This is a genomic window from Nocardioides imazamoxiresistens (assembly GCF_032378595.1).
Classification (GTDB): domain Bacteria; phylum Actinomycetota; class Actinomycetes; order Propionibacteriales; family Nocardioidaceae; genus Nocardioides; species Nocardioides imazamoxiresistens.
In genome coordinates this window covers 146,453-170,168 of sequence record NZ_JAVYII010000002.1, presented here as the reverse complement: position 1 = coordinate 170,168, position 23,716 = coordinate 146,453, and the positions used below count along the sequence as shown (strand labels likewise).

The window sequence follows — 23,716 nt, the reverse complement described above, 5'->3', positions numbered from 1 at the left end:
GCGTGCCGTGTGCTTACCTGCCCCGGCGCAACCGACGACCGTTCTCGACGTCGTCGGCGTGCCGGGCGTCGGCCTTCTCGATGGTGCGGGTGTCGCGCGGCGGCAGCTGGATGCTCTCCTCGGCGGCCATCCCGGCCTGCAGCTCGCGCCCGCGCTCCAGCTCGGCGTCGAGCTCGGCGCCGAGCAGCAGCGCGAGGTTGGTGATCCACAGCCACAGCAGGAACACCACGACGCCGGCCAGCGAGCCGTACGTGCGGTTGTAGCTGCTGAAGTTGGCGACGTAGAACCCGAAGGCCACCGAGGCCAGTATCCAGACGCCGATCGCCAGCACGGCGCCGAGGCTGATCCACCGGAACCGCGGCTGCTGGACGTTGGGGGTCACGTAGTAGAGCAGCGCGACCACCAGGACCACCGCGGCCAGCACGACCGGCCACTTGGCGATGTTCCACGCCGTCACGGCCGCGGGTCCCAGACCGACCGCGTCGCCGACGGCGGAGGCCGCCGGCCCGGTCAGCACCAGGGCGAGCGCGACCGCCGCCACGAGCACCACCGCGACCGCCGTGAGCAGCAGCATCACCGGGCGCAGCTTCCACACCGGTCGCCCCTCGCGGATCTCGTAGATCCGGTTCATCGCGCGTCCGAACGAGTTCACGTAGCCCGACGCCGACCACAGCGCCGTCGCCAGACCGACGACGAACGCCACGCCCGCGGTGCTGGACGAGGCGAGCTCGCGCAGCGTCGGCTCCAGCGTGTCGACCGCCGATCCCGCGCCGACGTCGCGCAGGACCTGCACCAGCGTGTCGACCGTCGCCGGCCCCTGGCCCACCAGCCCGACCAACGAGAGGAGGACGAGCAGGCCGGGGAACAGCGCGAGGACGGCGTAGTAGGTCAGCGCCGCCGCGAGGTCGGTGCACTGGTCCTTGGAGAACTCCCGCACCGTGCGACGGGCGACGTAGCGCCACGACGGCGCGTCGATGTCGCCGACCGAGTCGGGCTTGCGGGGGTCGTCCGGATCGGGTGCCGACCGCTCCGGGGCCGCGCTGTCGTGCGCCACCATCAGCGGCGCCGACGCACGACGACCACGACGACGGCGACCAGCACCCCGACCGCGACCAGGCCGCCGACGCCGCCCAGGGCGGCGCGGGTGGGCCGCCCGTCGTCGTCGGTGAGCGCGGCGCGCGCCTGCCCCGCTGCCTCGCTCGCGTGGGTACGCACGTCGGCGGCGGCCTCGACGGCCGCCTCGCGGGTGTGGTCGGCGGCCTCGCGGGCCTGCCCGGCGAGGTCCGAGACCTTGGCCTTGGCGCGCCCGGAGACGTCGGCCTTGGCGGCCAGCGCCTCGACGGTCTCGGCGAGGTCGGCCCGGGCCTGCTCGACCTGCGCGGTCAGCTCCTCGACGCCCGGCTGGTCGTGCTGGTCGTCGCGGCCGGTGTGGTCCTGCTCAGGCGTGGTCATGGTGGCGCGCCTCCTTCACGGTGCGGACGTCCTCCTTGACGCCGTCCACCGCCCGCTGGGGCACGGGCGGGGTGGCGTGGGCGAGCTGGCGCCGCCCGACGACGGCCAGCAGGCCGGCGAGGGCGAACAGGGTCACGGTCACGATGAGGGCCGCCAGCCAGGCCGGCACCACGATCGCGAGCGCGATGACGACGGTCGCGACCAGGGCGCCGCCGCCGTAGAGGGCGACGAGGCCGGCTGCGCCGAGCGCGCCGGCGCCGAAGCCGGCGTACTTCACCTTCTGCGTGATCTCCGCCTGCGCCAACCGGATCTCGCCCCGGAGGAGCTCGGAGGACTGGGCCGAGAGTCGCGAGATCAGCTCGCCGGTCGACTCGTCGCCCCGCACGGGGGCAGTGGTCTCGTCAGGCACCGGACGACGCCCCCGGCTGGGAGGACGCGGCGTGGGAGCCGCCCGACTCGTCGTCGCTGCGGACCTTGGCCGCGACGGCCTGGGCCACCTCGCCGGCCTTCTCGCCCACCTTGGGGGCCGCCTCGCGCACGGCGTCCTGCGCCTGGGCGGCCTTCTCCTGCACGGTGGGGTTCTGCCAGGCGCGCTGCGCCTGGGCCTTCAGCTGCTCGTAGCGCTGGGTGCCGGCACGGGTGCCGAGGACGTAGCCGATCCCGATACCGACCAGCAGTGTGAGCTTGCGCATCTGCTTCTCCCTCCGGGGTGCCGAGGACGGACGACGTCCGCCCGCGCTCGCCTCGCGAGCACGGCCGCCGGTACCCACCGACGGGCGCGAGCCCCGCGTCCGTCGGACGGACGCGGGGCTCGCGCTGGTGGTGCGGGGCGCTCAGAGGCGCTCAGAGGCGGTCGGTGGCTCCGTGCGGCCCGTGGTCCGGCACGTCGGCGACGTGCGCACCGCCGGGGGTGCGGGGGGCGTCGTCGTGGTCGTCGCCACCGCCCTGCACGCGCTCGCGCACCTCGTCGACGGCGTCGGAGACCTTCTCGCCCACGGTCTCGGTGACCGTGTGCGCGACCTCGTTCGCCTTCTCCTGGACCTGCGTGGCGCGCTCCTGGACCGCCGGGTTCTGCCAGGCCCGCTGGGCCTGCGCCTTGAGGTCCTCGTAGCGCTGCCGGCCGGCGCGCGCTCCCAGGACGTACCCGATGCCGATCCCGACCAGCAGTGTCAGCTTCTTCATCCTCGTCTCCCTTCCGTCACCGGGCCGGTACCCCGACCCGTGCTCATCTCGCCTCGCTGACGCTGGACATGTTGAAGTCCGGCACCCGCAGGGCCGGGGTGGCCGTGCGGGAGAAGTAGTCGCCCCACTCGCGGCTGAAGCTCGGCACCGTCGCGCCGGCGTGGCTGAACCGGCCGAGCACCTCGACCGGGCTCTCGTTGAACCGGAAGTTGTTCGCGAGGCCCACGACCTCGCCGTTCTCGACGACGTAGACCCCGTCGCGGGTCAGGCCGGTCAGCAGGGCGCTTTGGGGGTCGACCATCCTGATGTACCACAGCGAGGTCACCAGCAGACCGTCGTCGGTGGCCGCGACCAGGTCCTGCGTGCTGCCCGCACCGCCCGTGACGTCGAGGACCAGGTTGTCGGGCACGGGGGTGGGCGGCAGACCGGTGACCCGGGCCGAGTGCCGGCTCTGCAACAGCGAGGTCAGCACGCCGTCGCGCACCCAGTCGGTGGCCGTGACGGGCAGGCCGTTGTCGAAGACCGACGTCACCTCGCCGGAGGTCGCGACGTGCACGAACGGCGCCGCCTCCAGCCCGGGGTGGGCCGGGTCGGACCGCAGCCGCACCCGCTCGTCCACGACCCGCTCGCCCACGCGCGTGCCGCCGCCGGCCCGGCTCCACACGGACTGCCCGTCGTGGGCGTCGAGGCCGCCCGAGATCCACAGCAGGTAGATGGCGAGGTCGGCGACCGAGGTGGGCGGCAGGATCGTGTCGTAGCGCCCGGCCGGCAGGTCGATGCGCCGCTCGCCCCAGGACAGCCGCTGCGCCAGCTCGGCGTCGAAGGCGGTCGGGTCGACGTCGGTGAAGTCGCGGGTGGCGCCGCCCACCCACGCGCTCTGCGAGAGGTCGGTCGGCTTGGCGGTGCACGCCCAATGGCCGGTCGGCTGGACGTGACGCAGCCGCAGGCCGGTGCTGGACCCGAGGTAGACCGTCGCCACTTCGTGGTCGACGAACCCGTAGAGGATCCGCCCGCCGCTGGTTGCGCTGTCGAAGGCACCGCCGAGCGCCGGCGCGACGTCGCCGTAGACGCCGATCGAGGTGGCGGCCGGCGGGTCGGACCAGTCGTCGGCCACGCCGCCGCCGACGAGCTCGGAGACGTCCCCGGCGGGCGCCGCGGCGGCCGCGGCCGCGTCGGCCTGCTCGACCACCGCGCGTACCTGCTCCAGCGAGGCCGCAGCGCTCGTGATCGAGCCGACGGCGACGCCGTCCGCGCGCCGGTCGAAGGCCACGACGGTGACCTCGACGCCGCGCATCTCGCCGTTGGTGGTCAGGGTGTTGTTGGCCCAGCGCAGGTTGGCGCTGGACGTGGTGCGCACGAGGACCACCGCGTCGTCGGAGCGCGAGGCCTCGAGGGCGCGCTCGACGAGGTCCTGCGGGGTGGGGGTCGTGGTCACTTGCCGGCCTCCTGCGTGGTGTTGAGGATGCGTACGCCGCGGAACAGCGCGGTCGGGCAGCCGTGGCTGACCGAGGCCGTCTGCCCGGGCTGCGCCTTGCCGCAGTTGAACGCGCCACCGAGGACGTAGGTCTCCGGGCCGCCGACGGCCTCCATGGAGCCCCAGAAGTCGGTCGTCGTCGCCTGGTAGGCCACGTCGCGCAGCTGCCCGTCGAGGCGTCCGTCGGTGATGGCGTAGAACCGCTGGCCGGTGAACTGGAAGTTCTTGCGCTGCATGTCGATGGACCAGGAGCCGTCGCCGACGACGTAGATGCCGCGCTCGACGCGGCCGATCAGCTCGTCGGTGCTCGGGCCGTCGGGCGCGGGCTGCAGCGAGACGTTGGCCATCCGCTGGATCGGGATGTGGCCGGGGGAGTCGGCGTACGCGCAGCCGTTGGAACGACCGCCGTTGAGGTCCGGCTTCTGGTGGCCCATCACCCGGTCGAGCTGGTAGCCGACGAGCCGCCCGTCCCGCACGATGTCCCAGCGCTGGGTGGCGACGCCCTCGTCGTCGTAGCCGACGGTCGCGAGGCCGTGCTCCTCCGTCCGGTCGCCGGTGACGTTCATGACCTCGGAGCCGTACTGCAGGGTGCCGAGCTGGTCGTAGGTCGCGAAGCTGGTGCCGGCGTAGTTGGCCTCGTAGCCCAGCGCCCGGTCGAGCTCGGTGGCGTGGCCGATCGACTCGTGGATGGTCAGCCACAGGTTGGAGGGGTGGATCACCAGGTCGTAGTCGCCCGCCTCGACGCTGGGCGCGCGCAGCTTCTCGGCGAGCAGGTCGGGCAGCTCGGCCAGCTCGGCGTCCCAGTCCCAGGCGCCCTGGGCGGCCGTCCCGGTCAGGTACTCCCACCCACGACCGACCGGCGGCGCGATGGAGCGCATCGAGTCGAACGTGCCGGTGGCGGCGTCCGCGCCCATGGCCGTGACCACCGGCTGCACCCGCACGCGCTGCTGGGTGGTGCGCGTGCCGGAGAGGTCGGCGTAGAACTTGTTCTCCAGCACCTGTTGGAGCGTGGCGGTCGCGTGCTGGACCGCGTCGTGGGCCCGCAGCCGCTCCGTGAAGCCGACGAGGACGTCGACCTTCTCGTCCACGGGCACCGCGAGGGGGTCCTGCGCGTAGGCGGAGACCCAGGTGACGTCGTCGTAGGTCGGCTCGGGGGCCAGGACCACCGGCTCACGGGTCATCGTGGCCGCCACGCGCGCGACCTCCACCGCGCGCTCCGCGACGTCGCGGGCCTCCTCGTCGGTGAGCACGACACCGGAGGCGAAGCCCCAGGCACCGGCGTGGACCACCCGTACGGCGAACCCGACGTCCGCGGTGTCCCGCGTGCCGAGCAGGCCGCCGTCGCGGACGTTCAGGTCCTGGTAGCGGACCCGTTCGAACCGGAAGTCGGCGTGCTCGGCGCCGAGCTCGGCCGCCCGGGCGAGGGCGACGTCGGCGAGCCGTCGGTAGGGGAGGGCGAGGAAGCTGGGATCGACACCACTCATGGCGACGAACCTAACCCACCCGGGTCAACCGTCCGCGTGCGCGACGCGCAGCCGCGAGCCCGCCCGCGACGGCGTGACCTGCAGCTGGGTGGGGATGCGGGTGCGCAGCTCGCTGACGTGGCTGACGACCCCGACCACGCGACCGCCCTCGCGCAGCTCGTCGAGGGTGCCCATCACGTCGTCGAGGGTCTCGGCGTCCAGCGAGCCGAACCCCTCGTCGACGAACAGGGTCTCGAGGTCGCTGCCCTCGCCGTCCGCGGCCGACTCGGCCGCGACCACGTCGGCCAGGCCCAGGGCGAGCGCGAGCGAGACGAGGAACGTCTCCCCGCCGGACAACGTCGCCGGGTCGCGCTGCTCCCCGCTCCACTCGTCGCGCACGAGCAGCCGCAACGCGCCGGCCTCCTGCTCGAGGGAGTACCTGCCCGCCGTCGTGGGGGACAGCCTCACGTTGGCCGCCGCGACGACCTGTCCGAGGCGCCACGAGACGACGTACGCCGCCAGGCCGAGGCGCAGCCGGTTGTCCGCCGAACGCCCCGACGCGAGGGTGGCGACCCGGTCGGCCACCTCGAAACGGGCGCGCACCGGCTCCCAGGCCTCGAGGGCGGCGCCCAACGCGGCATCCAGCGACTCCAGCCGTCGCAGGCGCCGGTGGACCCGGTCGTGGCGCGTGCGCAGCTCGGTGGCCGCCGCCTGCGCGTCGCGCGCGACCTCACGGACGCGGGCGAGGTCCACGGGGGCCGAGGCGGCGGCCGCGAGGACCGCGGGGTCGGCCAGCTGCTCGCGGGTGCTGACCACCTCCTGGTCGTGGCGCTGCAGCCGGGCCTCCAGGCGGCCCAGCTCGTCGTGGGGCACCGCGGCGTCGACGACGGCGTCGAGGTCGGCGAAGCCGTGGGCCGCGGCCTCGGCGAGGGCCGCGGCGTCGCTCTCGCGCTCGTGCTCGACCGCTCGGTCCAGGCCGAGGCGCGCCGCGAGGGCCGCCTCCCACGCGGCGCCCGCCTCGTCCAGGGCCGCCAGCGCCGCGGTCGGCTCGAGCCCCTCGGCAGCGCGCGCCCGGGCGAGGAGGCGGACGAGCTCCGCACGTCGCACGGTGTCCTGGTCGTCGGTCGCCCCCAGCGCGGCGGAGCGCTCCGCGATCTCGCCGCGCTCTTCCGCGAGAGCACGCTGGCGCTGCTCGAGGAGGTCGAGCTCGACCTCCTGGGCGCCGAGCCCGTCGACCTGCTCGGTCAGGCCGGCCAGCAGGGTGTCGAGCTCCGCCACCTCGGCCCGCCACGCCGCGACGTCCCGGCCCTGGGCGGCCTCGCGGGCGCGGGCCAGGTTCTCCGCCGCAGCGCGCACCGCGTCGCTGTGGGCCTGCAGGAGGGCCTCCGCGTCGTCGACGCGGCGCAGAGCGGCGCGCTCCGCCGCCGCGTCGGGCACGTCGTCGCCCGGCGGGGCCGGGTGGGGGTGGTCGCACGACCCGCACACCGGGCAGGCGCCACCGACCGCGAGGTCGAGGGCGATCTCGGCGGCCATACCCTCCAGGCGCTGCTCGCGGAGGTCGAGCCAGACCTGCCGCAGGTCCTGGGACGCGGCCCGGGCCGTGACCAGGTCCCGCTCCGCGCACTCGAGGGTCCGACGCAGCGACTCCTCGCGCTCGGCCGCGGCCGAGCCGACGAGCGCGGCCTCCCGGCGGTGCCGCGCCGCGTCGCGCGCGGCGGTCGCGGCGCTGCCGGCGCGCAGGGCCGCGCGCAGGCCCGCCACCTGCTCCGGCAGCCGCGCGGCGGCCTCGTCCAGGGCGCGCGAGCGGTCGGCCAGCTCGGCGCGCTCGGCGGCCCGCGCCGCCGCCGCCGCCTCGATCCCGGCGAGCTCGCGCTGGCGCTCGACCGCGTCCGCGGACCGCTCGCGGCGCGCGCGGACGTCGGCCAGCGCGACCCGGATCGCCGCGGGGTCGAGGGCTGCGGCCACGTCGGGGTCGACCTCGTCGTCGAGGGTGAGCACGAGGGTCCCTGCCGCCTCCGCCGCGAGCGGACCCAGTCGGCGCAGCGCCGCGGACAGGTGGTCCTCGGCCTGCTCGCGGGTCGTGCGGGCTCGCTCGACCACCGCGACGAGCCCCCGCACCGGGGCCGCGCGACGCGCGGCGTCGACCCGCTGCCGCACCTCGGCGACCTCGGGCTCGCGTGCCAGCAGAGCCGCGCTGCGGGTCGCCAGCGCGTCGTGGCGCTCGCGCGCCGCAGCGAGGTCCTCGGCCGCACGCAGGTCGGTCGCGACCGCCTCCGCCGCCGCCAGGGCGGGCTCCAGCTCCTCCGACGCCGCACCGGCCTCGTCGCGCGCCGTCGCCGTCACACCGGCGGCCCAGCCGAGCAGCGCCTCGGTGCCGGGCGCACCCGCCGGGTCGTCGAAGCGCACGTCGCCGGGGGCGGCGACGCCCGCGACCTCGCTCAACCGCGCGACCTCGTCGGCGACGGAACGCTGCAGCTCGAGCGACTCGTGGCGCAGCGCGCGCCGGTGCTCGGCTAGCCAGCGCTCGACGTCACCGAAGCGGCCGGTGCGGAAGATGCTCTGCAGCAGCCGCTGGCGGTCCTCGGCGCCCGCGCGCAGGAAGCGCTGGAACTCGCCCTGGGGCAGGAGCACGACCTGGCAGAACTGCGCCAGCGTCAGCCCCACGAGGCGCCCGACCAGGTGGCCGGCGTCGTCGATGCGACCGGTGACGTGCATCCACTCGCCCTCGACGCGCTCCTGCACCAGGACGCTCGCCTGCTGCGACGTCAGGCCCTCCCCACGCTTCTTCGGCCGTTCCCAGGCCGGGCTGCGAGTGAACCGGAACCGTCGTCCCGACAGGGTCGTCTCGAGCACCACGCGCGGGGCGACGTCCGGCGCCGCCTGGTCGCTGCGCAGGTGCCGCGCGGCATTGCGGTCACCGGGCACGGCGCCGTAGAGCGCGAAGCAGATCGCGTCGAGCACGCTGGACTTGCCCGCCCCGGTCGGACCGCACAGGAGGAAGAGGCCGCCGTCGGCCAGCTCGTCCAGGTCGACCTCGACGGTCGTGGCGAACGGCCCGAACGCGGTGATCTCGAGGTGGTGCAGCCTCATCCGGCCGCCCCCGCGAGGTCGCCGGCGGTCACGTCGGACGTGTCGGTCGGGTCGGCGTCCCGGTCGCCCGTGCACGCCTCGCATGCGGAGGCCAGCAGCGCGGCCTCCTCGGCGTCGGCCGCGGAGCCCCGCACGAAGGAGACGAAGTCGAGGGTGACGTCGTGCGCCCCCCGGCCCGCGGTCGGTCGGGGAGGCAGGCCGGCGGGGCGCTCCCCGGTCTCGAAGCCCAGCACGAGCGCGTGCGGGAAGCGGCGGCGCAGCCGGTCCATCGCCCCGCGGGGCCGCACGGCATCGGTGAGGGTGGCCTGCACCCACGCGTCCTCGTGGTCCGCGAGCGCCGGGTCGTCGAGCAGCTCCTCGAGGGTGCCGCGCAGGCGGGCGAGGGCCCGGGGGACCGGCGCCGGCACGAAGGTCGACGTCACCGCGCCGTCGGCCGCGAGGTCCACCAGCCACGAGCCCTTGGCCTGCGCGGCCTCGGAGAACGAGTACGCCAGCGGCGAGCCCGAGTACCGCATCCGCTCGTCGAGCACGTGCGGCCCGTGCAGGTGGCCCAGGGCCACGTAGTCGATGCCGTCGAAGACCGAGGTGGGCACCCGTTGCACACCGCCGACCGAGATGTCGCGCTCGGACTCGCTGGGCTGCCCGCCCGCCACGAAGGCGTGCGCCAGCACGACCGACCGCGTGCCCCGCCGTCCGGCGAGGTCGGCGCGGACGCGGGTCATGGCCTCACCGAGGGCGGCCTCGTGCGAGCGCGCCGGGAGGCCCCAGGGCTCCCGCACCGCGTCCGGGTCGAGGTAGGGCAGCGCGTGCACCGCGACGGGGCCGTCGGGGTCGTCGAGCACGACCGGGGTGCCGACCCCGCGCAGGTCCGTGCGCACGTGCACGCCCGCCCCGTCCATCACCCGGGCGCCGAACCCGAGACGCCGGGCGGAGTCGTGGTTGCCGCTGGAGATGACGACCTGGGCCCGGGACGCCGCCAGCCGGGCGAGCGCCTCGTCGGCGAGGTGCACCGCGTCGACCGGCGGCAGCGCACGGTCGTACACGTCGCCCGCCACCACGACCAGGTCCACCTGCTCGCTCTCGACCACCTCGAGCAGGTGGTCCACGAACTCCGCCTGGTGGCCCAGCAGGTCGGCCCGGTGGAACGAGCGGCCCAGGTGCCAGTCGGAGGTGTGGAGGATGCGCACGGGACGAACCTAGGCGGGGGCTCCGACAGTTGCGCGGACCCACGCCGCCGGCGGGGTCCGGGCGCTCCTCACACCCGCGTCACACCCGCCTCACACGCCGTGCAGCCCCGGTCCGCCGTCGACGTCGTGGCCGTGGAAGTACTTGCTGCCCGCTCGCCAGGGCAGGGCGGCGACCTGCTCGGCGTACCGCTCGACGGCGCCCAGGTGCTCCCGGGTGGGCGCCGTGCCCTCGGGCCACGACGGCGGCAGCAGGCCGGTCCAGGTGCCGAGCTGCTCCAGGTACGCGGGGCGGCCCGGTCGCCCCTGCGCGACCCGCCGGGCGGCGGCGTCCACCGCGAGGCCCGCCAGGTGGTCGGGGGCCAGCGGCCGGCCGTCGAAGACGTACGCCGTGCCCGCGGCCGCCACGGCCGCGCGGACCTCGGCGGCCCACGCGTCCGGGTCGACGTCCTCGTCCCACGCCTCGATGGGCACGCCCGAGAGCGCGGTCGCGCTGTCGAGCACGTGCTCGTACCAGTCGAACGGGGCGTCGTCGCGCCACGCGTCGGCGGTCGCCAGGTACCACTCCAGCATCGGTGCCGTCAGCGTGTGGCTCCCTCCCGCGGCGAGGAACCAGAGCAGGTCCCCGTCCGCCCCGGAGGTGCACCACGCACGCCAGTCCGGGCCCGCGGCCTGCTCCGCGGTGAGCAGGCACATCACGAGGTGCTGGTGCTGCACGGCCAGGAGACCGGTGCCGCTGGTGCCCGCGTACAGGTCCGAGGCGAGGTCGGGCGCCACCGACAGGTCGCCGGTCTGGCACAGCGCGAGACCGGCGCGCAGGCGTTCGAGCGGCGTCGCGGCCCGCTCCCAGGCGTCGCGCAGGTGCGGGCCGGGAGCGGGCGCGGGCCCGTACCCGTCGGGGCCCTCCAGGAGCGGGCCGCCGGCCTCGGGTGCGCCGGTCAGAGTCGTCGCGCCAGTTCGTCGGCCAGGTCGCCGACCCGACGACGCACCGGGGGCGGCAGGCGGTCGTCGCCGGCGAGCGCGCGGGCGCGCTCGAGCACCTCGGGGGAGCGAGCCGTCAGGGGGAAGTACGCCTCGGTGACGTCGGCCAGCAGCCAGCCGGAGAAGACCTCGGCGATACCGGGCAGCTCGGTGAGGTAGCGCTCGACGTACGGCCCGGTGACCTCCTCCTGCCCCCGGCGCCACAGGCCGAGCCCGATCGCCTCGACCTCGTAGTTCGACGCCGTGCTCGCCCCCGTGAAGTGGCTCCAGGCCCACGCCTTCGCCTCGGCGCTCGGCAGGGAGGCACGCGCCCGGGCGTGCTCGACGCGGGCGACGGCGGAGGGAGCCGCGGCGAGCTCCGCGTCGAGCTCTGCGGCCTCGAGGTGGCCGAGCACCGCGAGCCGCACCAGGATCCGCCAGCGCACGGCCTCGTCGACCGTGATGCCGGCGGGCACGCCCCGGCCGCCCAGGTGCGCGCGCAGCTCGGCCTCGTCGTCGAGCGCCTCGACGTAGACGGCGTACGCCGCCAGCTGCAGCGTGCTGCCCGTCTCGGCGCCGGCCAGCAGGGCGCGGGCCGCCCCGGCGACGCGAGTGTCGAGGTCGGTCGGGTCCTCCACCACCGCGCGCAGCCGGCCGAGCGCCCAGGCGCCCACGACGGCGACCCCGTCGTCGTTGCGCTCCGAGGGCAGGCCCGCCTCGACCAGCCGCACGTCGTCCGCGGGGGAGACTCGACCGGTGTGCAGGCCGCTGCGGACCGCGTTCCAGATCCCGGCGCGCAGCATCGCGTCGTCGGTGCGTGGCAGCAGCCGCACGAGCGCCTCGACGCCCGTCGGGTCGGGGGACGAGAGCGACCACGAGTCCTCGTGGGCGTCGACGACCACTGCGGCGCCCGGCTCGACGGCGTACGGCGTGGAGCCCGCCTCGATGGCGACGCTGCGGGTGTCCCAGTCCCCGTCGGACGTCGCCGAAGCGACGCGCACGGTGTGCCGCCGCTGCGCGGGGTGGTCGGCGGGCGGCACGCGCAGCAGCGCGCCCGCCTCGCGGTCGAGCCGCAGCTCGTCGACGCCGGGGGTGCGCAGCCAGCCGTCGACGAAGCCGGACAGGTCGCCGGCCCCGGCGCGCTCCCACGACCCGAACAGGTCGTGCATCGTCGCGTTGCCGAACCGGTGGCGCGTCAGGTGGTCGACGACGCCGGCGAGGAAGACGTCGTCGCCGACGCTGGCGGCCAGCTGCTTGAGCACGCTGGAGCCCTTGGCGTAGGAGATGCCGTCGAAGTCCTGCAGGGCGCTCGCCGCGTCCACCGCGCCGTTGCCGGCGACGGGGTGGGTCGAGGGCCGCTGGTCGGCGACGAGGCCCCACTGGCGGCGCCGGTGGGCGTTGTGCACCCAGGCGTCGCCGTACTGCGTGACGTCGGCGGTGACGCGGTTGCCCATGTACTCCGCGAACGACTCGTTGAGCCACAGGTCGTCCCACCAGCGCGGCGTGACGATGTTGCCGAACCACTGGTGGGCCATCTCGTGGGCCAGCGTGGTGGCGCGTTGGATGCGGGCGCCGCGGGTCACCCGGCTGGTGAAGACGAGCGGGTCGCGGAAGGTGACGCAGCCGGGGTTCTCCATCGCGCCCGCGTTGAACTCGGGCACGAACGCCTGGTGGTAGTCGCCGAACGGGTAGCGGATGCCGAAGAGCCGGTGGAACTCGTCGAAGCACTGGCGCGTCAACGTGAACAGCTCCTCGGCGTCGGCGTCGAGGTGGCGCGCGATGCTCTGGCGCGCCGAGAGCCCGAGCCGGATGCCGTCGTGCTCGGCGGCGAGGTGGTGGTAGGGCCCCGCGACCAGGGTGACGAAGTAGGTCGACAGCGGCTGCGACTCCTCCAGGCGCCACAGGCCGGGCTCCACCTGGCGCCCGGGCGCGTTGCCGGTGACCGTCCAGTCGTGCGGCGCACGGACGGTGAACGTGAACGGCGCCTTGAGGTCGGGCTGGTCGAAGCAGGCGAACACGGTGGGGGCCGCGTCCATGAAGCTCATGCCGTAGACGTAGCGGCGTCCGTCGGCCGGGTCGGTGTGGTGGTGCAGGCCCTCGCCGTCGGTGCGGAACGGCATCACGGCGTCGACGACGAGCTCGTGGTCGCCCTCCGCCACCCGCAGCGGGAGGCGCCCGGCGGCCAGGGTCGCGACGTCGACGACCGCGCCGTCGAGCGTGACCGCGCGCAGCGCGACCGGCTTGACGTCGAGGAACGTGTCGCCGCCGACGCTGTGGAACCGGATGGTCGTGCGCGAGTCGAACGTCTCCTCCGACGCGGCCAGGTCGAGCTCGACCTCGTACGCCGTCACGGTGAGGAGCGCCGCGCGCTCCACCGCCTCGTCCTGACGCAGGGACTGGTACGCACCCGGGTTGCTCACCCGGCTCACCCTAGGACACCCGGACGCGCCTCGGCCCCCGCCGCGAGGTCGCGGCGGGGGCCGAGGTCGGGGTCGTGCGGGGCGCTCAGCCCTGGTGGCCGAGCGCGAACTGGAGCTCGCCGCCCTCGTCGACGGCGGCGTCGAGCACCTTGTCGTCGAGCTCGGCGGCCGCCCCGGTGTCGAGGTAGACGACCGCGCCGTCGGACTCGACGACCTGGTCACCCGCCTCGGGGGCGTCGGCGATCGACAGCGCGAAGGCCGGCTCGGCCGTGGCGGCCGCGTCCTCCCGGGCGATGCGGATGCCGGCCACGTCGGGACGCGAGTCGGCGATGTCCTTGACGATCGTGCGGGCGTTCTCGGTGAGGGTCAGCACAGGCTGTTCCGTCCTTCCGATGGCGTTTGCATGACGACGTCCACCCAACCCGGCACGTCCGGTCGAGACAAGGGCTCGCCCGGATCGCGCCGCTCAGCCGACCGTGACGGTCGCGATCTCGGCGGGCGTGGCCGGGGCGCCGTCGGGGCCGCCGGTGTCGGTGCCGCCGTCGGCGATGGCCTGCACCACGGCCACCGACGCCTCGTCCATCGTCCCGAACACCGTGTACTCCGGCGGCAGCAGCGTGTCGCCGTAGACGAGGAAGAACTGCGACCCGCCGCTGTCGGGGTCCTGACGCTTGGCCATGGCCACGGTGCCCGCCGGGTAGTCGCTGGTCTGCTCGAGCTCGTCCGGGATCGTGTAGCCGGGGCCGCCGGCGCCCGTGGCCGTCGGGTCGCCGCACTGCAGGACCTGGATCGAGGCCGGCGGCACCGTCAGGCGGTGGCAGGTCGTGTCGTCGTAGTAGCCCTGCTCGGCGAGCGAGACGAACGAGTTGACCGTGCACGGCGCCGCGTCGGCGTCGAGGGTCATCTCGATGGTGGCGCCGTCCGCGAGCGCCATCGAGACACCGACCTCGCCCGCGACCGTCGGGTCGGCGGCCGGGAGGTCGACGTCCCCGGCCACCTGGCCGAGCGAGTCCTCCGCGTACGTGCACGCCCCGTCGGCACCGCCGCCGCTCGAGGTGTCGTCACCGCCCTCGTCGTCGGAGGAGCCGCAGGCCGCGAGGAGCGGGACGGTCAGGAGCAGGCCGAGAGCGCCGAGACGGCGGGGTCGAGAGGTCACGGCGCCCGATCGTAGGCGACGCCTCCCGGCTCAGGCGTTGCGCCCGCGCGCCGCGACCGGCACGGGCTCGCCGTCGATCCACAGCTCGTCGGCCAGGTTGACGGCCGCGCACACGTGGTTCGGCACCACCCGCAGCCGTTCGCCGACGCGGGGGAGCGGGGCGTCGCCGAGCTCGACCACCGCGTGGTGCTCGGAGAGCTGCACGATGCGGGCGTCGGGGTGGTCCAGCAGCCGGCCGAAACCGGTGGCGTACGCGGCCCGGTCGGCCCCGAGCGCCTTGCTGCCCGCGTCGAGGACGACCCGTCCGCCCACCGTGCTGACGACGCTGGCCACGCAGGTCAGCGCGACGTCGTCGGGGCCGGTGCGGCCGAGCTCCCACTGCTGGGCGTCGCCGAACAGGTAGACGCCGGGACGCAGCTCGTCGGGTACGCGCGGTGCGGCGAGGCTGGCGGCGAGGCTCGGCGTCGACCCGCCGCTGCGCACCGGCACCTCGACGCCGCGCGCCCGGGCGGCGTCGGCGGCCGCGTCGAGGGCGGCGAGCTCGGCGGCCGCGGCGTCGGGACCCGCACCCGGGGCGTAGCTGTGCCCGGGGAAGGTGAACACGCCCGCGACCTCGATCCCGGCGTCCGCGGCCGCGGCGGCGACCGCGCCCGCCTCGCCGGGGGCGACGCCGGTGCGGTGGTGTCCCGAGTCCACCTCGATGCTGATCGCGACGCGACCCGCCAGCGGTGCCGCACGGCGTACGCCCTCGACCGCGTCGACGCCGACGACCAGCCGGGCGCGCTCCGCCAGCGCCGCCGCCCGGCGCAGACCGGCCTCGTCGAGCAGGACCGGGTAGGCGACGAGCACGTCGTCGAGGCCGGCGGCCACGAAGGTCTCGGCCTCGCCGAGGGTGGCGACGGTGATCCCCACCTCGCCCGCCTCCACCTGCAGGCGGGCGAGCTGCGGCACCTTGTGCGTCTTGACGTGGGGGCGCAGCGCGACGCCGCGCGCGTCCGCGGCGGCCTGCACGCGCTCCACGTTGCGCCGCACGCGGGCCGCGTCGACGGACAGGAAGGGGGTCAGCGGGTCGCGGTGGCTCACGGCCCCGACGCTAGCGGCCGCAGGCGACGACGCGGGGCTCGTAGGTGGTGACGCCCCAGCGCTGCCGCTCGCGGGGGTAGCCGAGCGAGACCTCCTCGAAGCGCACCCCGTCGACCCGGGTCGTGCGGGGGATGTGCAGGTGGCCGTAGACGGCCACGTCCACCGCGAAGCGACGGTGCCAGTCGGCCGTGAGCCGGGTGCCGCACCACAGCCGCAGGTGGTGCGAGGCGACCGCGCGGGTCGGCTCCTCCGCCAGCGGGTAGTGGCTGACGGTGACGAGCCCCGCCGTGGGCTCCGCGGCCCGCAGCGCGGCCAGCCGCGCCTCGGTGGTCGCGACGCGGTCGTGGCACCAGGCCGGGCGGTCGGGGTGCGGGTCGGGCTGCAGCAGGAACTGGTCGGACAGGTACTGCCGCGCCGAGCGGGCGGCCGACAGCGCCTGCGCCGCGCTCGTGCCCGGGTCGCGGAACGAGTAGTCGTAGAGCAGGAACAGCGGCGCGACCAGCAGGTCGCCCTCGGGCGCGGACCACCGGGCGTACTCGTCCTCGGGGGTCAGCACGCCCAGCTCGCGGCACCGTTCGACCAGGTGCTCGTAACGCTCCACCCCGCGGCGCTGGTCCGGGTCGTGGGGATGGGTCCACAGCTCGTGGTTGCCCGGCGTCCACACCACCTGCGCGAACCGGTCGGCCAGCGACGCCAGGGTCGCGAGCACCACGTCGGTGGTCTCGGCGACGTCGCCCGCGACCAGCAGCCAGTCGTCGGGGTGGCGGGGCGCGAGACCCGCGACGACGTCGGCGTTCTCGGGGTGGCGCACGTGCAGGTCGCCGACGGCGAGCAGGTGGGGGTGCCCCGTCGCCGCGCAGCCCGGCTCGACGTGCGGCGGCGTCACATCTCCTCGTGGGTCTCGGGGTCGGCGCCGAAGATGCGTCCGTCCGGGCGTCCGAGCGCGGTCAGGGCGGCGACCTCGGCCTCGGTGAGCTCGAACCCGAACACGTCGAGGTTGCTGCGCTGGCGCTCCGGGGAGGCGGACTTGGGGATCGGCACCGAGCCGAGCTGCACGTGCCAGCGCAGCACCACGGCCGCGGGGTCGACCCCGAGGCGGCGCGCGGGCGCCTGCACGGCGTCCTCGGCGACGAGCTCGCCGACGCGGGCCAGCGGGCTCCAGGCCTCGGTGCGCACGTCCCAGCGCTCGTGGGCCTGGCGCAGCGCGGTCTGCGGGAACCACGGGTGCATCTCGACCTGGTTGAGGCTCGGCGCCACCCCGGTCTCGTCGACGATGCGCTCGAGGTGCGCCTCGGTGAAGTTGGAGACGCCGATGGAGCGCACCAGCCCCCGCTCGCGCAGGTCGACCAGCGCGCGCCACGCCTCGGCGTACCGGTCCTGGCTCGGGTTCGGCCAGTGGATGACCTGCAGGTCGAGGAAGTCGAGGCCGAGCCGCTCCAGGCTGCCCTCGACGCTGGCCACCGCGTCGTCGTAGCCGTGGTGGCGGCCGGGGATCTTGCTGGTCACCTGGTACGCCTCGCGCGGCAGGCCGCTGCGGCGCAGCGCCTCGCCGACGGCCTCCTCGTTGCCGTAGTTCACCGCGGTGTCGACGAGCCGGTAGCCGACCTCCAGCGCGGACAGCACGCCGTCGACGCACTCCGAGCCCTTCAGCGGGTAGGTGCCGAAGCCGATCGCCGGGATCGTCGTGCCGTCGTTGAGGGTGCGCTGGGGGACGTCGATGCTCATGCCGACCAACCTACGGGGGAGAATCCACGCCGTGCAGCGCGCCTTCGACGGTCACGACCGCGGCTCGTCCGAGTACCGCCGGCTGGTGCTCGCCCTCTTCGCCGCCGGCTTCGCGACCTTCGCCCAGATCTTCGACGCGCAGGCCGTGCTGCCCGCGCTCGCCGCCGACCTCGACATCACGCCCGCCACCGCGGCGCTGTCGGTCTCGGCGACGACGACCGGGCTCGCGGTCTCGGTGCTGGTGTGGGCGTCGGTCTCGGACCGGATCGGGCGCACCCGGGCGATGGCCTGGTCCCTGGGCGTGGCCACCGTGCTGTCCCTGGCCGCGCCGCTGATGCCGTCGTTCGAGGCGGTGGTCGCGCTGCGTGCCGCCACCGGGCTCGCGCTGGGCGCCGTGCCGGCCGTGGCGATGGCGTACCTCAACGAGGAGGTCCACCGGGCCTGGGTGCCGGTCGCGGCGGGCACCTACATCGCCGGCAACACCATCGGCGGCATCGTGGGGCGGCTGGTGGCCGGCCCCGTGGCCGAGCTCGTCGGGTGGCGGGTCGCGCTGCTGGCCGTCGCCGTGGTCTGCGCCGGGTTCACGGTGCTGTTCTGGCGGGTGGTGCCGCCGGCACAGGGCTGGCGGCGCACGACCCGCGAGGTCTCGGCGGTACGCCAGGTCGCTCGCCACCTGCGCACGCCCGCGCTGGCCGCGACCTACGTCGCAGGCTTCTGCCTGATGGGCGCGTTCACCACCGTCTACAACTACCTGGGCTTCCGGGTCGCGGGTCCGCCGTTCGACGTGCCCGTCGCGCTGGTCAGCCTGCTGTTCCTGGCCTACCTGTTCGGCACGGTCGCGAGCCGCGTCGGCGGCGGGGTCGTGCGGCGGGTGGGCGCCGTGCCGGTGATCGGCGCCGGGGTCGCGGCGATCGTCGCGTCCGTGCCGCTGCTGCTCGTGGAGGACCTGGTCGTGCTCGTGGTCGGGCTCGTCGTCTTCACTACCGGCGTGTTCCTGGCCCACCCCGTGACCAGCAGCCTGTCCGGGCAGCTGGCCACGACCGGCCGGGCGCAGTCCACGGCGCTCTACCAGCTGTCGTGGCTGGCCGGGACCGCCGTCCTCGGCTGGGCCTCGGGCCACGTCTACGACGACCTGGGCTGGGGCGCCACGCTGGGTGTCGTCGTCGCGCTGGCGAGCACCGCGCTCGTCGCGGTGCTCGCCGGGCGCGTCGGTCAGACGGGCCCTTCCGGTCAGACGATCAGACCCGCCTGACGGGCTGCCGGGGTCCAGCTCGTCACGTACTCCTCCAGCACGGTGGGGAACCACGTCTCGTCGGGTGTCGCCTTCGAGTCGCCCATCGACGTCAGACCGACGTTGTCGACCGTGCGGCCGGACATCGTGTCGAGGTCCTCGAGGAACTTCGGCGCGTAGCCGAGACCGAGGAACTGCCAGAACACCGGCTTGCTGCTGGCGTCGACGAGCAGGCGCTTCGTCTCGTCCTTGTCCCACGGCTCGCCGTCGGTCACGAACAGCACGAGCGTCGGGATCGCCGCGGGGCCCGCGGGCTCCTGGCCACCCCGGCCGAAGAGCCGCTTGCCGAGACCCAACTTCGCGTGCCCCGCCTCCGCCAGGATCGCCTTGATCACGCCGCCGTAGTTGGTGCCGCCCATGTCGCGACGCTGTCGCCACCGGTCGACGAAGCCGGCGTACGAGCCCGAGTCCACGACCTCGGACGAGAACGGCTCGTTGTGGAAGAAGTGCACCTGGATGTCGCCGTCGTCGTCCAGCCCGGCGAGGCTCAGCGCCAGCACCCGCTCCACGAGGTCCTGCACCTCGCCGTTCTCGTAGCGGGCCCGCATCGAGGCGGAGTAGTCGATCGCCACCACGACCCGCGCCGTGATCTCGCCGAGGTCGACGCCCCGGTCGGCCTCCCGCTTCAGCAGGGAGATGATCGCTCCCTGCGCCGTGCCAGCCCGCTTCGTGAGGTCGACCACCGGTGTCTCCGTCCGTCTCGTGCATCTCGTCCGACTGCCCGTGCCGGCCGGGTTTGGCCGGTGGCGCGCCGGGCACGGTGCCCGGCCGGGTGGGGGTGAAACGTGCGCGCGCACGCTCCCGCGCCCGCACGACCGGGCGCACCGCGTCCGGTCCCGTCGACGAACGCACCATGCAGAGGGAGTGGGAATGTCGGGCAACCAGCCTCCAGGCGGAGGGATCAACCTGTCGAAGGTGACGCTGACGAAGGCCGCGCCGAGCATCTCGCTCGCCAAGGGCGCCGGCGCCGGTGGACAGATGCGGATCAACCTCAACTGGACCCAGCCGCCGCCGGCCAAGGGCTTCTTCAAGCGTGCGACCTCCTCGGCGGTGGACCTCGACCTCGGGTGCCTGTGGGAGACCACCGACGGAGCGAAGGGCGTCGTGCAGGCGCTGGGCAACGCGTACGGCAACCTGCACGCCGCGCCCTACGTGCAGCTCGACGCCGACGACCGCAGCGGCCAGTCCGTCGGAGGCGAGAACCTCACTGTCAACCTCGACCGGCTCGACCAGATCCGGCGCATCCTCGTGTTCGCCTACATCTACGAGGGCGCCCCCAGCTGGGCCAGCGCCGACGGCGTCGTCACGCTCCACCCGGTCGGCGCCCAGCCGATCGAGGTGCGCCTCGACGAGACCGACGACAAGCGCTTCTGCGCGATCGCGCTGCTGACCAACGAGGGCGGCTCGCTGCGCATCCAGCGCGAGGTGCGCTACGTCGCCGGCTGGCAGCAGGAGCTGGACGCCGCCTACGGGTGGGGCATGAACTGGACGCCGGCCTCGAAGTGACCTCGGCGATGCAGACCAGTCCCACCACCCACGCTCCCGCCATCACCGTCGAGGGCCTGTCCAAGCACTACGGCGGCATCCCCGCCGTCGACGGGCTCTCCTTCTCCGTGCGCCCCGGCGCCGTGACCGGCTTCCTCGGCCCCAACGGAGCGGGCAAGACCACGACCCTGAAGATGCTCCTCGGCCTGGCGTCCCCGACGTCCGGCACCGCGCACATCGGCGACCGGCCCTACCAGGCGCACCGGCGCCCGGCGACCGTCATCGGCAGCTCGATCGAACCCGGCTTCCACGCCGGGCGCACCGGGCTCGACCACCTGCGCTCCTACGCGGCCCCGGCCGGCGTCGGCACGGCCCGCTGCCGCGAGCTGATCCGCTTCGTCGGCCTCGACGGCGCGGAGAAGAAGCGGGTCGGCGGCTACTCGATGGGCATGCGCCAGCGGCTCGGGCTGGCCACGGCGCTGCTCGGCGACCCGCCCGTCATCGTGCTCGACGAGCCCGCCAACGGCCTCGACCCGCAGGGCATCGTGTGGCTGCGCGGCCTGCTGCGCAGCTTCGCGCAGGAGGGCCGCACCGTGCTGGTCTCCAGCCACGCCCTGCGCGAGGTGCAGCACACCGTCGACGACGTGGTCATCGTCGCCCGCGGGCGGCTCGTGCACGCCTCCGGGCTGGAGGGTCTGGCCGACCTGGCGGAGACGGCCACCTACGTGGCGTCCCCGGACGGCGCCGGGCTGGAGCGGCTCGTCGTCGAGCACCGCTGGCGGGCCACCCCGCAGGAGCGCGGCGTGCTGCTGCACGACGTCGACGCGGCCGTGGTCGGCGACGCCGCCTTCGCCGCTCGGCTGCCGCTGCACCGGCTCGAGGCGCGCGACGTCGACCTCGAGGAGGTCTTCCTGCGCCTGACGTCGCTGCCGACGGGACCGCCCGGACCGCCCGGACCGCCCGGACCGCCCGCACCGACCCACGGGCCGGGGGTGGCGTGATGGGTGCCGCGCTGCGCTCGGAGCTCACGAAGCTCCTGACCACCCGCATGTGGTGGATCCTCGCCCTCGTCATGTTCGCCTACCTGGCCCTGGTCGGCGGGTTCTTCGCCTTCGCCATGACCCTGGGCGACCCCGGCACCGGCGGCCTGGCCGAGGGCGAGGACGCCGCCCGCATGGTCTACGGCCTCGGCAACGCGATCGGGTACGCGTTCCCGCTGCTGGCCGGCACGCTGCTCGTGACCGGCGAGTTCCGCCACCGCACCATCGCTCAGACGCTGCTCGCCGAGCCGCGCCGCGGGGTGGTGCTGGGCTCCAAGCTGCTGGTCAGCATCCCGGTCGGGCTGGTCTACGGGCTCGCCGGCGTCCTCGGGATCGTGGGCGCCGGTGCGTTGATCCTCGAGGCGCGCGGGGACGGGGCGTACCTGGGCTCCGCCGACGTCTGGGAGGTCATCGTCCTCTCGGTGGTCGTCACCGTCCTGTGGACCGTGATCGGCGCCGCCTTCGGGGCCGTGCTCACCCAGCAGGTCGCGGCGATCGTCGTGATCCTGGTGTTCACGCAGTTCGTCGAGCCGATCGCCCGGGTCGCGCTCACCGCCGTCGACGGCCTCGAGCAGGTCTCGCGCTTCCTGCCGGGCGCGGCGGCCGACGGACTGATCGGGTCGAGCTTCTTCGCGACCGGGGGATCCGTCGACCTGCTGCCGCAGCCGGCCGCGGCGGCCGTGATGGTGGCGTACGTCGTCGTCTTCGCGCTCGTCGGCCGGTTCACGACCTTCCGGCGCGACCTCGGCTGAGCCGGTCCATCATCCCTGCTGCACCTGCTGCGCGCGCCCGTCGAGGACCTCGCGCAGCAGGTGCAGCAGGGTGACCACGGTGCGCTCGCGCACCTGCGAGCGCGAGCCGGGCAGCTGCAGCCGCGCGTGGCGGTGACCGCCGTCCCAGGCGATCGCGACGTGCACTCGGCCCACCGGCTTGGCCGGCGTCCCCCCGCCGGGTCCCGCGACCCCGGTGGTCGAGAGGCCGTACGTCGCGCCCGTCGCCCGCCGCGCCCCCTCGGCCATGGCGACGGCGACCTCCTCGCTGACCGCGCCGACCGAGGCGATCAGGTCCGCGGGAACCCCGGCGAGGGCCGTCTTGGCCTCGTTCGCGTAGGTCACCAGGCCCCCGAGGACGTACGCCGAGGACCCCGCCCGCTCGGTCAGGCGCGCCGCCACGAGCCCGCCGGTGCACGACTCGGCAGTCGCCGCGGTGGCACCCGCGGCCAGGAGCGCCTCGGCGACGAGGTCGTCGACGTCGCGCGCGTCGGTGGAGTAGACGGCGTCACCGAAGTGGTGGGTCAGCGCGGCCGACAGCGCGTCGTAGGCCGACTGGCGCGCGGGGGAGTGGCGGGTGACGACCTCGAGCTGGCCCTCGCGCAGGCAGGTGCTGACCTCGAGGCCGCTGAGGTCGTGCTCCTCGCCGTGGGACCGCAGCACCGCGGCGAGCTCGGCCTCGGGTGGACCCCACAGGCGCAGGGTGGCCTGCCGCAGCTCGCTGCGGCCCGCGAGCGCGGCGTCGACGAGGTCGTCGGCGACGGCGGCGGGCCACATCGCCTGCAGCTCCGAGGGCGGTCCGGGCAGCACGACGACCGGCGGCCCGCCGGTGGGCACGACCAGCCCGGGTGCCGTGCCGGTGGGCTCGAGCACGTGGGCGCCCTCGGGCACCATGGCCTGCTTGTGCACGCCGGCGGCCAGGTCGGGCGAGGAGGTGTCCCACCCGCGGGCCGCCGCGATCCGGGCGACGCGGGCGGCGATCCGCTCGGCGAGCGCGGCGTCGAGCAGCAGCGCGCGGCCGGCGTGGCGGGCGACGAGCGCCGCCGTGAGGTCGTCGGCGGTCGGGCCCAGACCTCCGGTGGTGAGCACGACGTCGTTGCCGCGGGAGAGGAAGGCGAGCGCGTCGAGCAGGTCGGCGGGTCGGTCGCCGACCACGAGCACCTGGCCGACGTCGACGCCGAGGATCCGCAGCTGCTCGGCGAGCCAGGGACCGTTGGCGTCGCGCACCCGGCCGGTCAGCACCTCCGTGCCCGTGACGACGATCCCCGCGCGTGCGCTCATGTCCACGATCGTAGGGGCGGGGCCCGCTCTGGTAGGACGGACCCATGAGCACCCTGTGGCGACGGATCGCGACCGAGGACGCCGGCGAGGACTACGCCCGGGCGTACGCCGAGCGGTTCCGCCGCCTGGCGGCGCGCGGGGTCGACGTGCACGGCGAGGCCGCGCTGGTCGCGCAGCTGCTGCCACCGCCGGCGCGGGTGCTCGACGGGGGCTGCGGGACCGGCCGGATCGCCGTGCGCCTGGCGGAGCTGGGCTACGAGGTCGTCGGCAGCGACGTGGACGCGTCGATGGTCGCGGTGGCGCGCGACGACGCGCCGCACCTGGAGTGGCACGTGGCCGACCTGGCCGCGCCGGAGCCGGTGACGGAGCCGGTCGACCTGGTGCTGCTGGCCGGCAACGTCCTGCCGCTCGTCGACCGCGGCGACCTCCCGGCCGTCGGCCGGCACCTGGTGCGCCAGCTGGCCCCCGGCGGCCGGGTGCTGGCCGGCTTCGGCCTGGACGCGGACCACCTGCCGGGCGACTGCCCCGTGCTGGACCTCGGGCTCGTCGACACCGCGTTCTCCGAGGCGGGCCTGGTCAGCACCGGTCGGTGGTCGAGCTGGGACCGGGATGCCTTCACCGGCGAGGGCTACGTGGTCGCCACCTGGGCGGCGGCCTGAC

General features: G+C 75.2%; 23 protein-coding genes. 5 read left to right on the top strand and 18 right to left on the bottom strand.

Translation table 11 applies throughout. The features are described from left to right. Positions 1-13 precede the first annotated feature (13 nt). The 16 genes from RDV89_RS04870 to RDV89_RS04795 all read right to left on the bottom strand — a co-directional run bounded on the left by RDV89_RS04870 (position 14) and on the right by RDV89_RS04795 (position 17,189). On the bottom strand, positions 14-1,057 hold the full coding sequence (locus RDV89_RS04870) for a YihY/virulence factor BrkB family protein (RefSeq protein WP_315731817.1): 1,044 nt from the start codon (positions 1,055-1,057) through the stop codon (positions 14-16). After that, positions 1,057-1,452 carry a DUF3618 domain-containing protein gene (locus RDV89_RS04865; RefSeq protein ID WP_315731816.1) on the bottom strand — a complete coding sequence of 132 codons (396 nt, stop codon included), beginning with the start codon at positions 1,450-1,452 and terminating at the stop codon, positions 1,057-1,059. The genes RDV89_RS04870 and RDV89_RS04865 overlap by 1 nt, the downstream gene beginning before the upstream one ends. Further along, positions 1,439-1,861, bottom strand: coding sequence for a phage holin family protein (locus RDV89_RS04860; RefSeq protein ID WP_315731815.1), 423 nt, complete (start codon positions 1,859-1,861; stop codon positions 1,439-1,441). Before RDV89_RS04860 ends, RDV89_RS04865 begins: the two co-directional genes overlap by 14 nt. Then, positions 1,854-2,144: a hypothetical protein gene (locus RDV89_RS04855; protein WP_315731814.1), complete on the bottom strand. Its 291-nt coding sequence runs from the start codon at positions 2,142-2,144 to the stop codon at positions 1,854-1,856. The genes RDV89_RS04860 and RDV89_RS04855 overlap by 8 nt, the downstream gene beginning before the upstream one ends. A gap of 151 nt (positions 2,145-2,295) precedes the next feature. Next, positions 2,296-2,634: a YtxH domain-containing protein gene (locus tag RDV89_RS04850; protein WP_315731813.1), complete on the bottom strand. Its 339-nt coding sequence runs from the start codon at positions 2,632-2,634 to the stop codon at positions 2,296-2,298. A gap of 43 nt (positions 2,635-2,677) precedes the next feature. Then, positions 2,678-4,069: a metallopeptidase TldD-related protein gene (locus RDV89_RS04845; protein ID WP_315731812.1), complete on the bottom strand. Its 1,392-nt coding sequence runs from the start codon at positions 4,067-4,069 to the stop codon at positions 2,678-2,680. Further along, positions 4,066-5,592, bottom strand: a complete 1,527-nt coding sequence (locus RDV89_RS04840; protein WP_315731811.1) for a TldD/PmbA family protein — start codon at positions 5,590-5,592, stop codon at positions 4,066-4,068. The genes RDV89_RS04845 and RDV89_RS04840 overlap by 4 nt, the downstream gene beginning before the upstream one ends. Before the next feature lie 24 nt (positions 5,593-5,616). Further along, positions 5,617-8,661, bottom strand: coding sequence for an AAA family ATPase (locus RDV89_RS04835; RefSeq protein WP_315731810.1), 3,045 nt, complete (start codon positions 8,659-8,661; stop codon positions 5,617-5,619). Continuing rightward, entirely contained in the window at positions 8,658-9,848 is a 1,191-nt protein-coding gene (locus RDV89_RS04830; protein WP_315731809.1) for an exonuclease SbcCD subunit D, read from the bottom strand. Before RDV89_RS04830 ends, RDV89_RS04835 begins: the two co-directional genes overlap by 4 nt. Before the next feature lie 90 nt (positions 9,849-9,938). Continuing rightward, on the bottom strand, positions 9,939-10,622 hold the full coding sequence (locus RDV89_RS04825) for a hypothetical protein (protein ID WP_315731808.1): 684 nt from the start codon (positions 10,620-10,622) through the stop codon (positions 9,939-9,941). A gap of 161 nt (positions 10,623-10,783) precedes the next feature. Further along, on the bottom strand, positions 10,784-13,225 hold the full coding sequence (pepN, locus tag RDV89_RS04820; protein WP_315731807.1) for an aminopeptidase N: 2,442 nt from the start codon (positions 13,223-13,225) through the stop codon (positions 10,784-10,786). An 85-nt stretch (positions 13,226-13,310) separates the two neighbouring features. Then, on the bottom strand, positions 13,311-13,598 hold the full coding sequence (locus RDV89_RS04815) for a Fe-S cluster assembly protein HesB (RefSeq protein WP_315731806.1): 288 nt from the start codon (positions 13,596-13,598) through the stop codon (positions 13,311-13,313). A 93-nt stretch (positions 13,599-13,691) separates the two neighbouring features. Then, on the bottom strand, positions 13,692-14,381 hold the full coding sequence (locus tag RDV89_RS04810) for a peptidylprolyl isomerase (protein ID WP_315731805.1): 690 nt from the start codon (positions 14,379-14,381) through the stop codon (positions 13,692-13,694). A gap of 30 nt (positions 14,382-14,411) precedes the next feature. After that, entirely contained in the window at positions 14,412-15,464 is a 1,053-nt protein-coding gene (locus tag RDV89_RS04805) for an alanine racemase (RefSeq protein ID WP_315731804.1), read from the bottom strand. 10 nt (positions 15,465-15,474) lie between these two features. Then, positions 15,475-16,350: a metallophosphoesterase gene (locus RDV89_RS04800; RefSeq protein ID WP_315731803.1), complete on the bottom strand. Its 876-nt coding sequence runs from the start codon at positions 16,348-16,350 to the stop codon at positions 15,475-15,477. Beyond that, positions 16,347-17,189: an aldo/keto reductase gene (locus RDV89_RS04795; RefSeq protein WP_315731802.1), complete on the bottom strand. Its 843-nt coding sequence runs from the start codon at positions 17,187-17,189 to the stop codon at positions 16,347-16,349. Before RDV89_RS04795 ends, RDV89_RS04800 begins: the two co-directional genes overlap by 4 nt. A 31-nt stretch (positions 17,190-17,220) precedes the next feature. On the opposite strand from RDV89_RS04795, the gene RDV89_RS04790 reads away from it, so the two are divergent. Then, entirely contained in the window at positions 17,221-18,441 is a 1,221-nt protein-coding gene (locus tag RDV89_RS04790) for an MFS transporter (protein ID WP_315731801.1), read from the top strand. Here RDV89_RS04790 and RDV89_RS04785 read toward each other — a convergent pair. Then, complete coding sequence (locus tag RDV89_RS04785) at positions 18,420-19,163, bottom strand: VWA domain-containing protein (protein WP_315731800.1); 744 nt, start codon at positions 19,161-19,163, stop codon at positions 18,420-18,422. The two genes, RDV89_RS04790 and RDV89_RS04785, sit on opposite strands and share 22 nt — an antisense overlap. A 232-nt stretch (positions 19,164-19,395) precedes the next feature. Here RDV89_RS04785 and RDV89_RS04780 point away from each other — a divergent pair, with 232 nt between their 5' ends. Genes RDV89_RS04780 through RDV89_RS04770 form a run of 3 tightly spaced genes read left to right on the top strand, consistent with a single transcriptional unit; the run spans position 19,396 to position 21,757 of the window. Further along, positions 19,396-19,986, top strand: a complete 591-nt coding sequence (locus tag RDV89_RS04780) for a TerD family protein (RefSeq protein WP_315731799.1) — start codon at positions 19,396-19,398, stop codon at positions 19,984-19,986. An 8-nt stretch (positions 19,987-19,994) separates the two neighbouring features. Continuing rightward, on the top strand, positions 19,995-20,966 hold the full coding sequence (locus RDV89_RS04775) for an ABC transporter ATP-binding protein (RefSeq protein WP_315731798.1): 972 nt from the start codon (positions 19,995-19,997) through the stop codon (positions 20,964-20,966). Next, positions 20,966-21,757 carry an ABC transporter permease gene (locus RDV89_RS04770; protein ID WP_315731797.1) on the top strand — a complete coding sequence of 264 codons (792 nt, stop codon included), beginning with the start codon at positions 20,966-20,968 and terminating at the stop codon, positions 21,755-21,757. The genes RDV89_RS04775 and RDV89_RS04770 overlap by 1 nt, the downstream gene beginning before the upstream one ends. A gap of 9 nt (positions 21,758-21,766) precedes the next feature. Here the strand turns inward: RDV89_RS04770 and RDV89_RS04765 are convergent, their stop codons facing one another. Next, positions 21,767-23,056: a competence/damage-inducible protein A gene (locus RDV89_RS04765; RefSeq protein WP_315731796.1), complete on the bottom strand. Its 1,290-nt coding sequence runs from the start codon at positions 23,054-23,056 to the stop codon at positions 21,767-21,769. A 44-nt stretch (positions 23,057-23,100) separates the two neighbouring features. Here RDV89_RS04765 and RDV89_RS04760 point away from each other — a divergent pair, with 44 nt between their 5' ends. Beyond that, a complete protein-coding gene (locus tag RDV89_RS04760; protein ID WP_315731795.1) occupies positions 23,101-23,715 on the top strand; it encodes a class I SAM-dependent methyltransferase in 615 nt (204 codons plus the stop codon). Position 23,716: the final 1 nt, after the last annotated feature.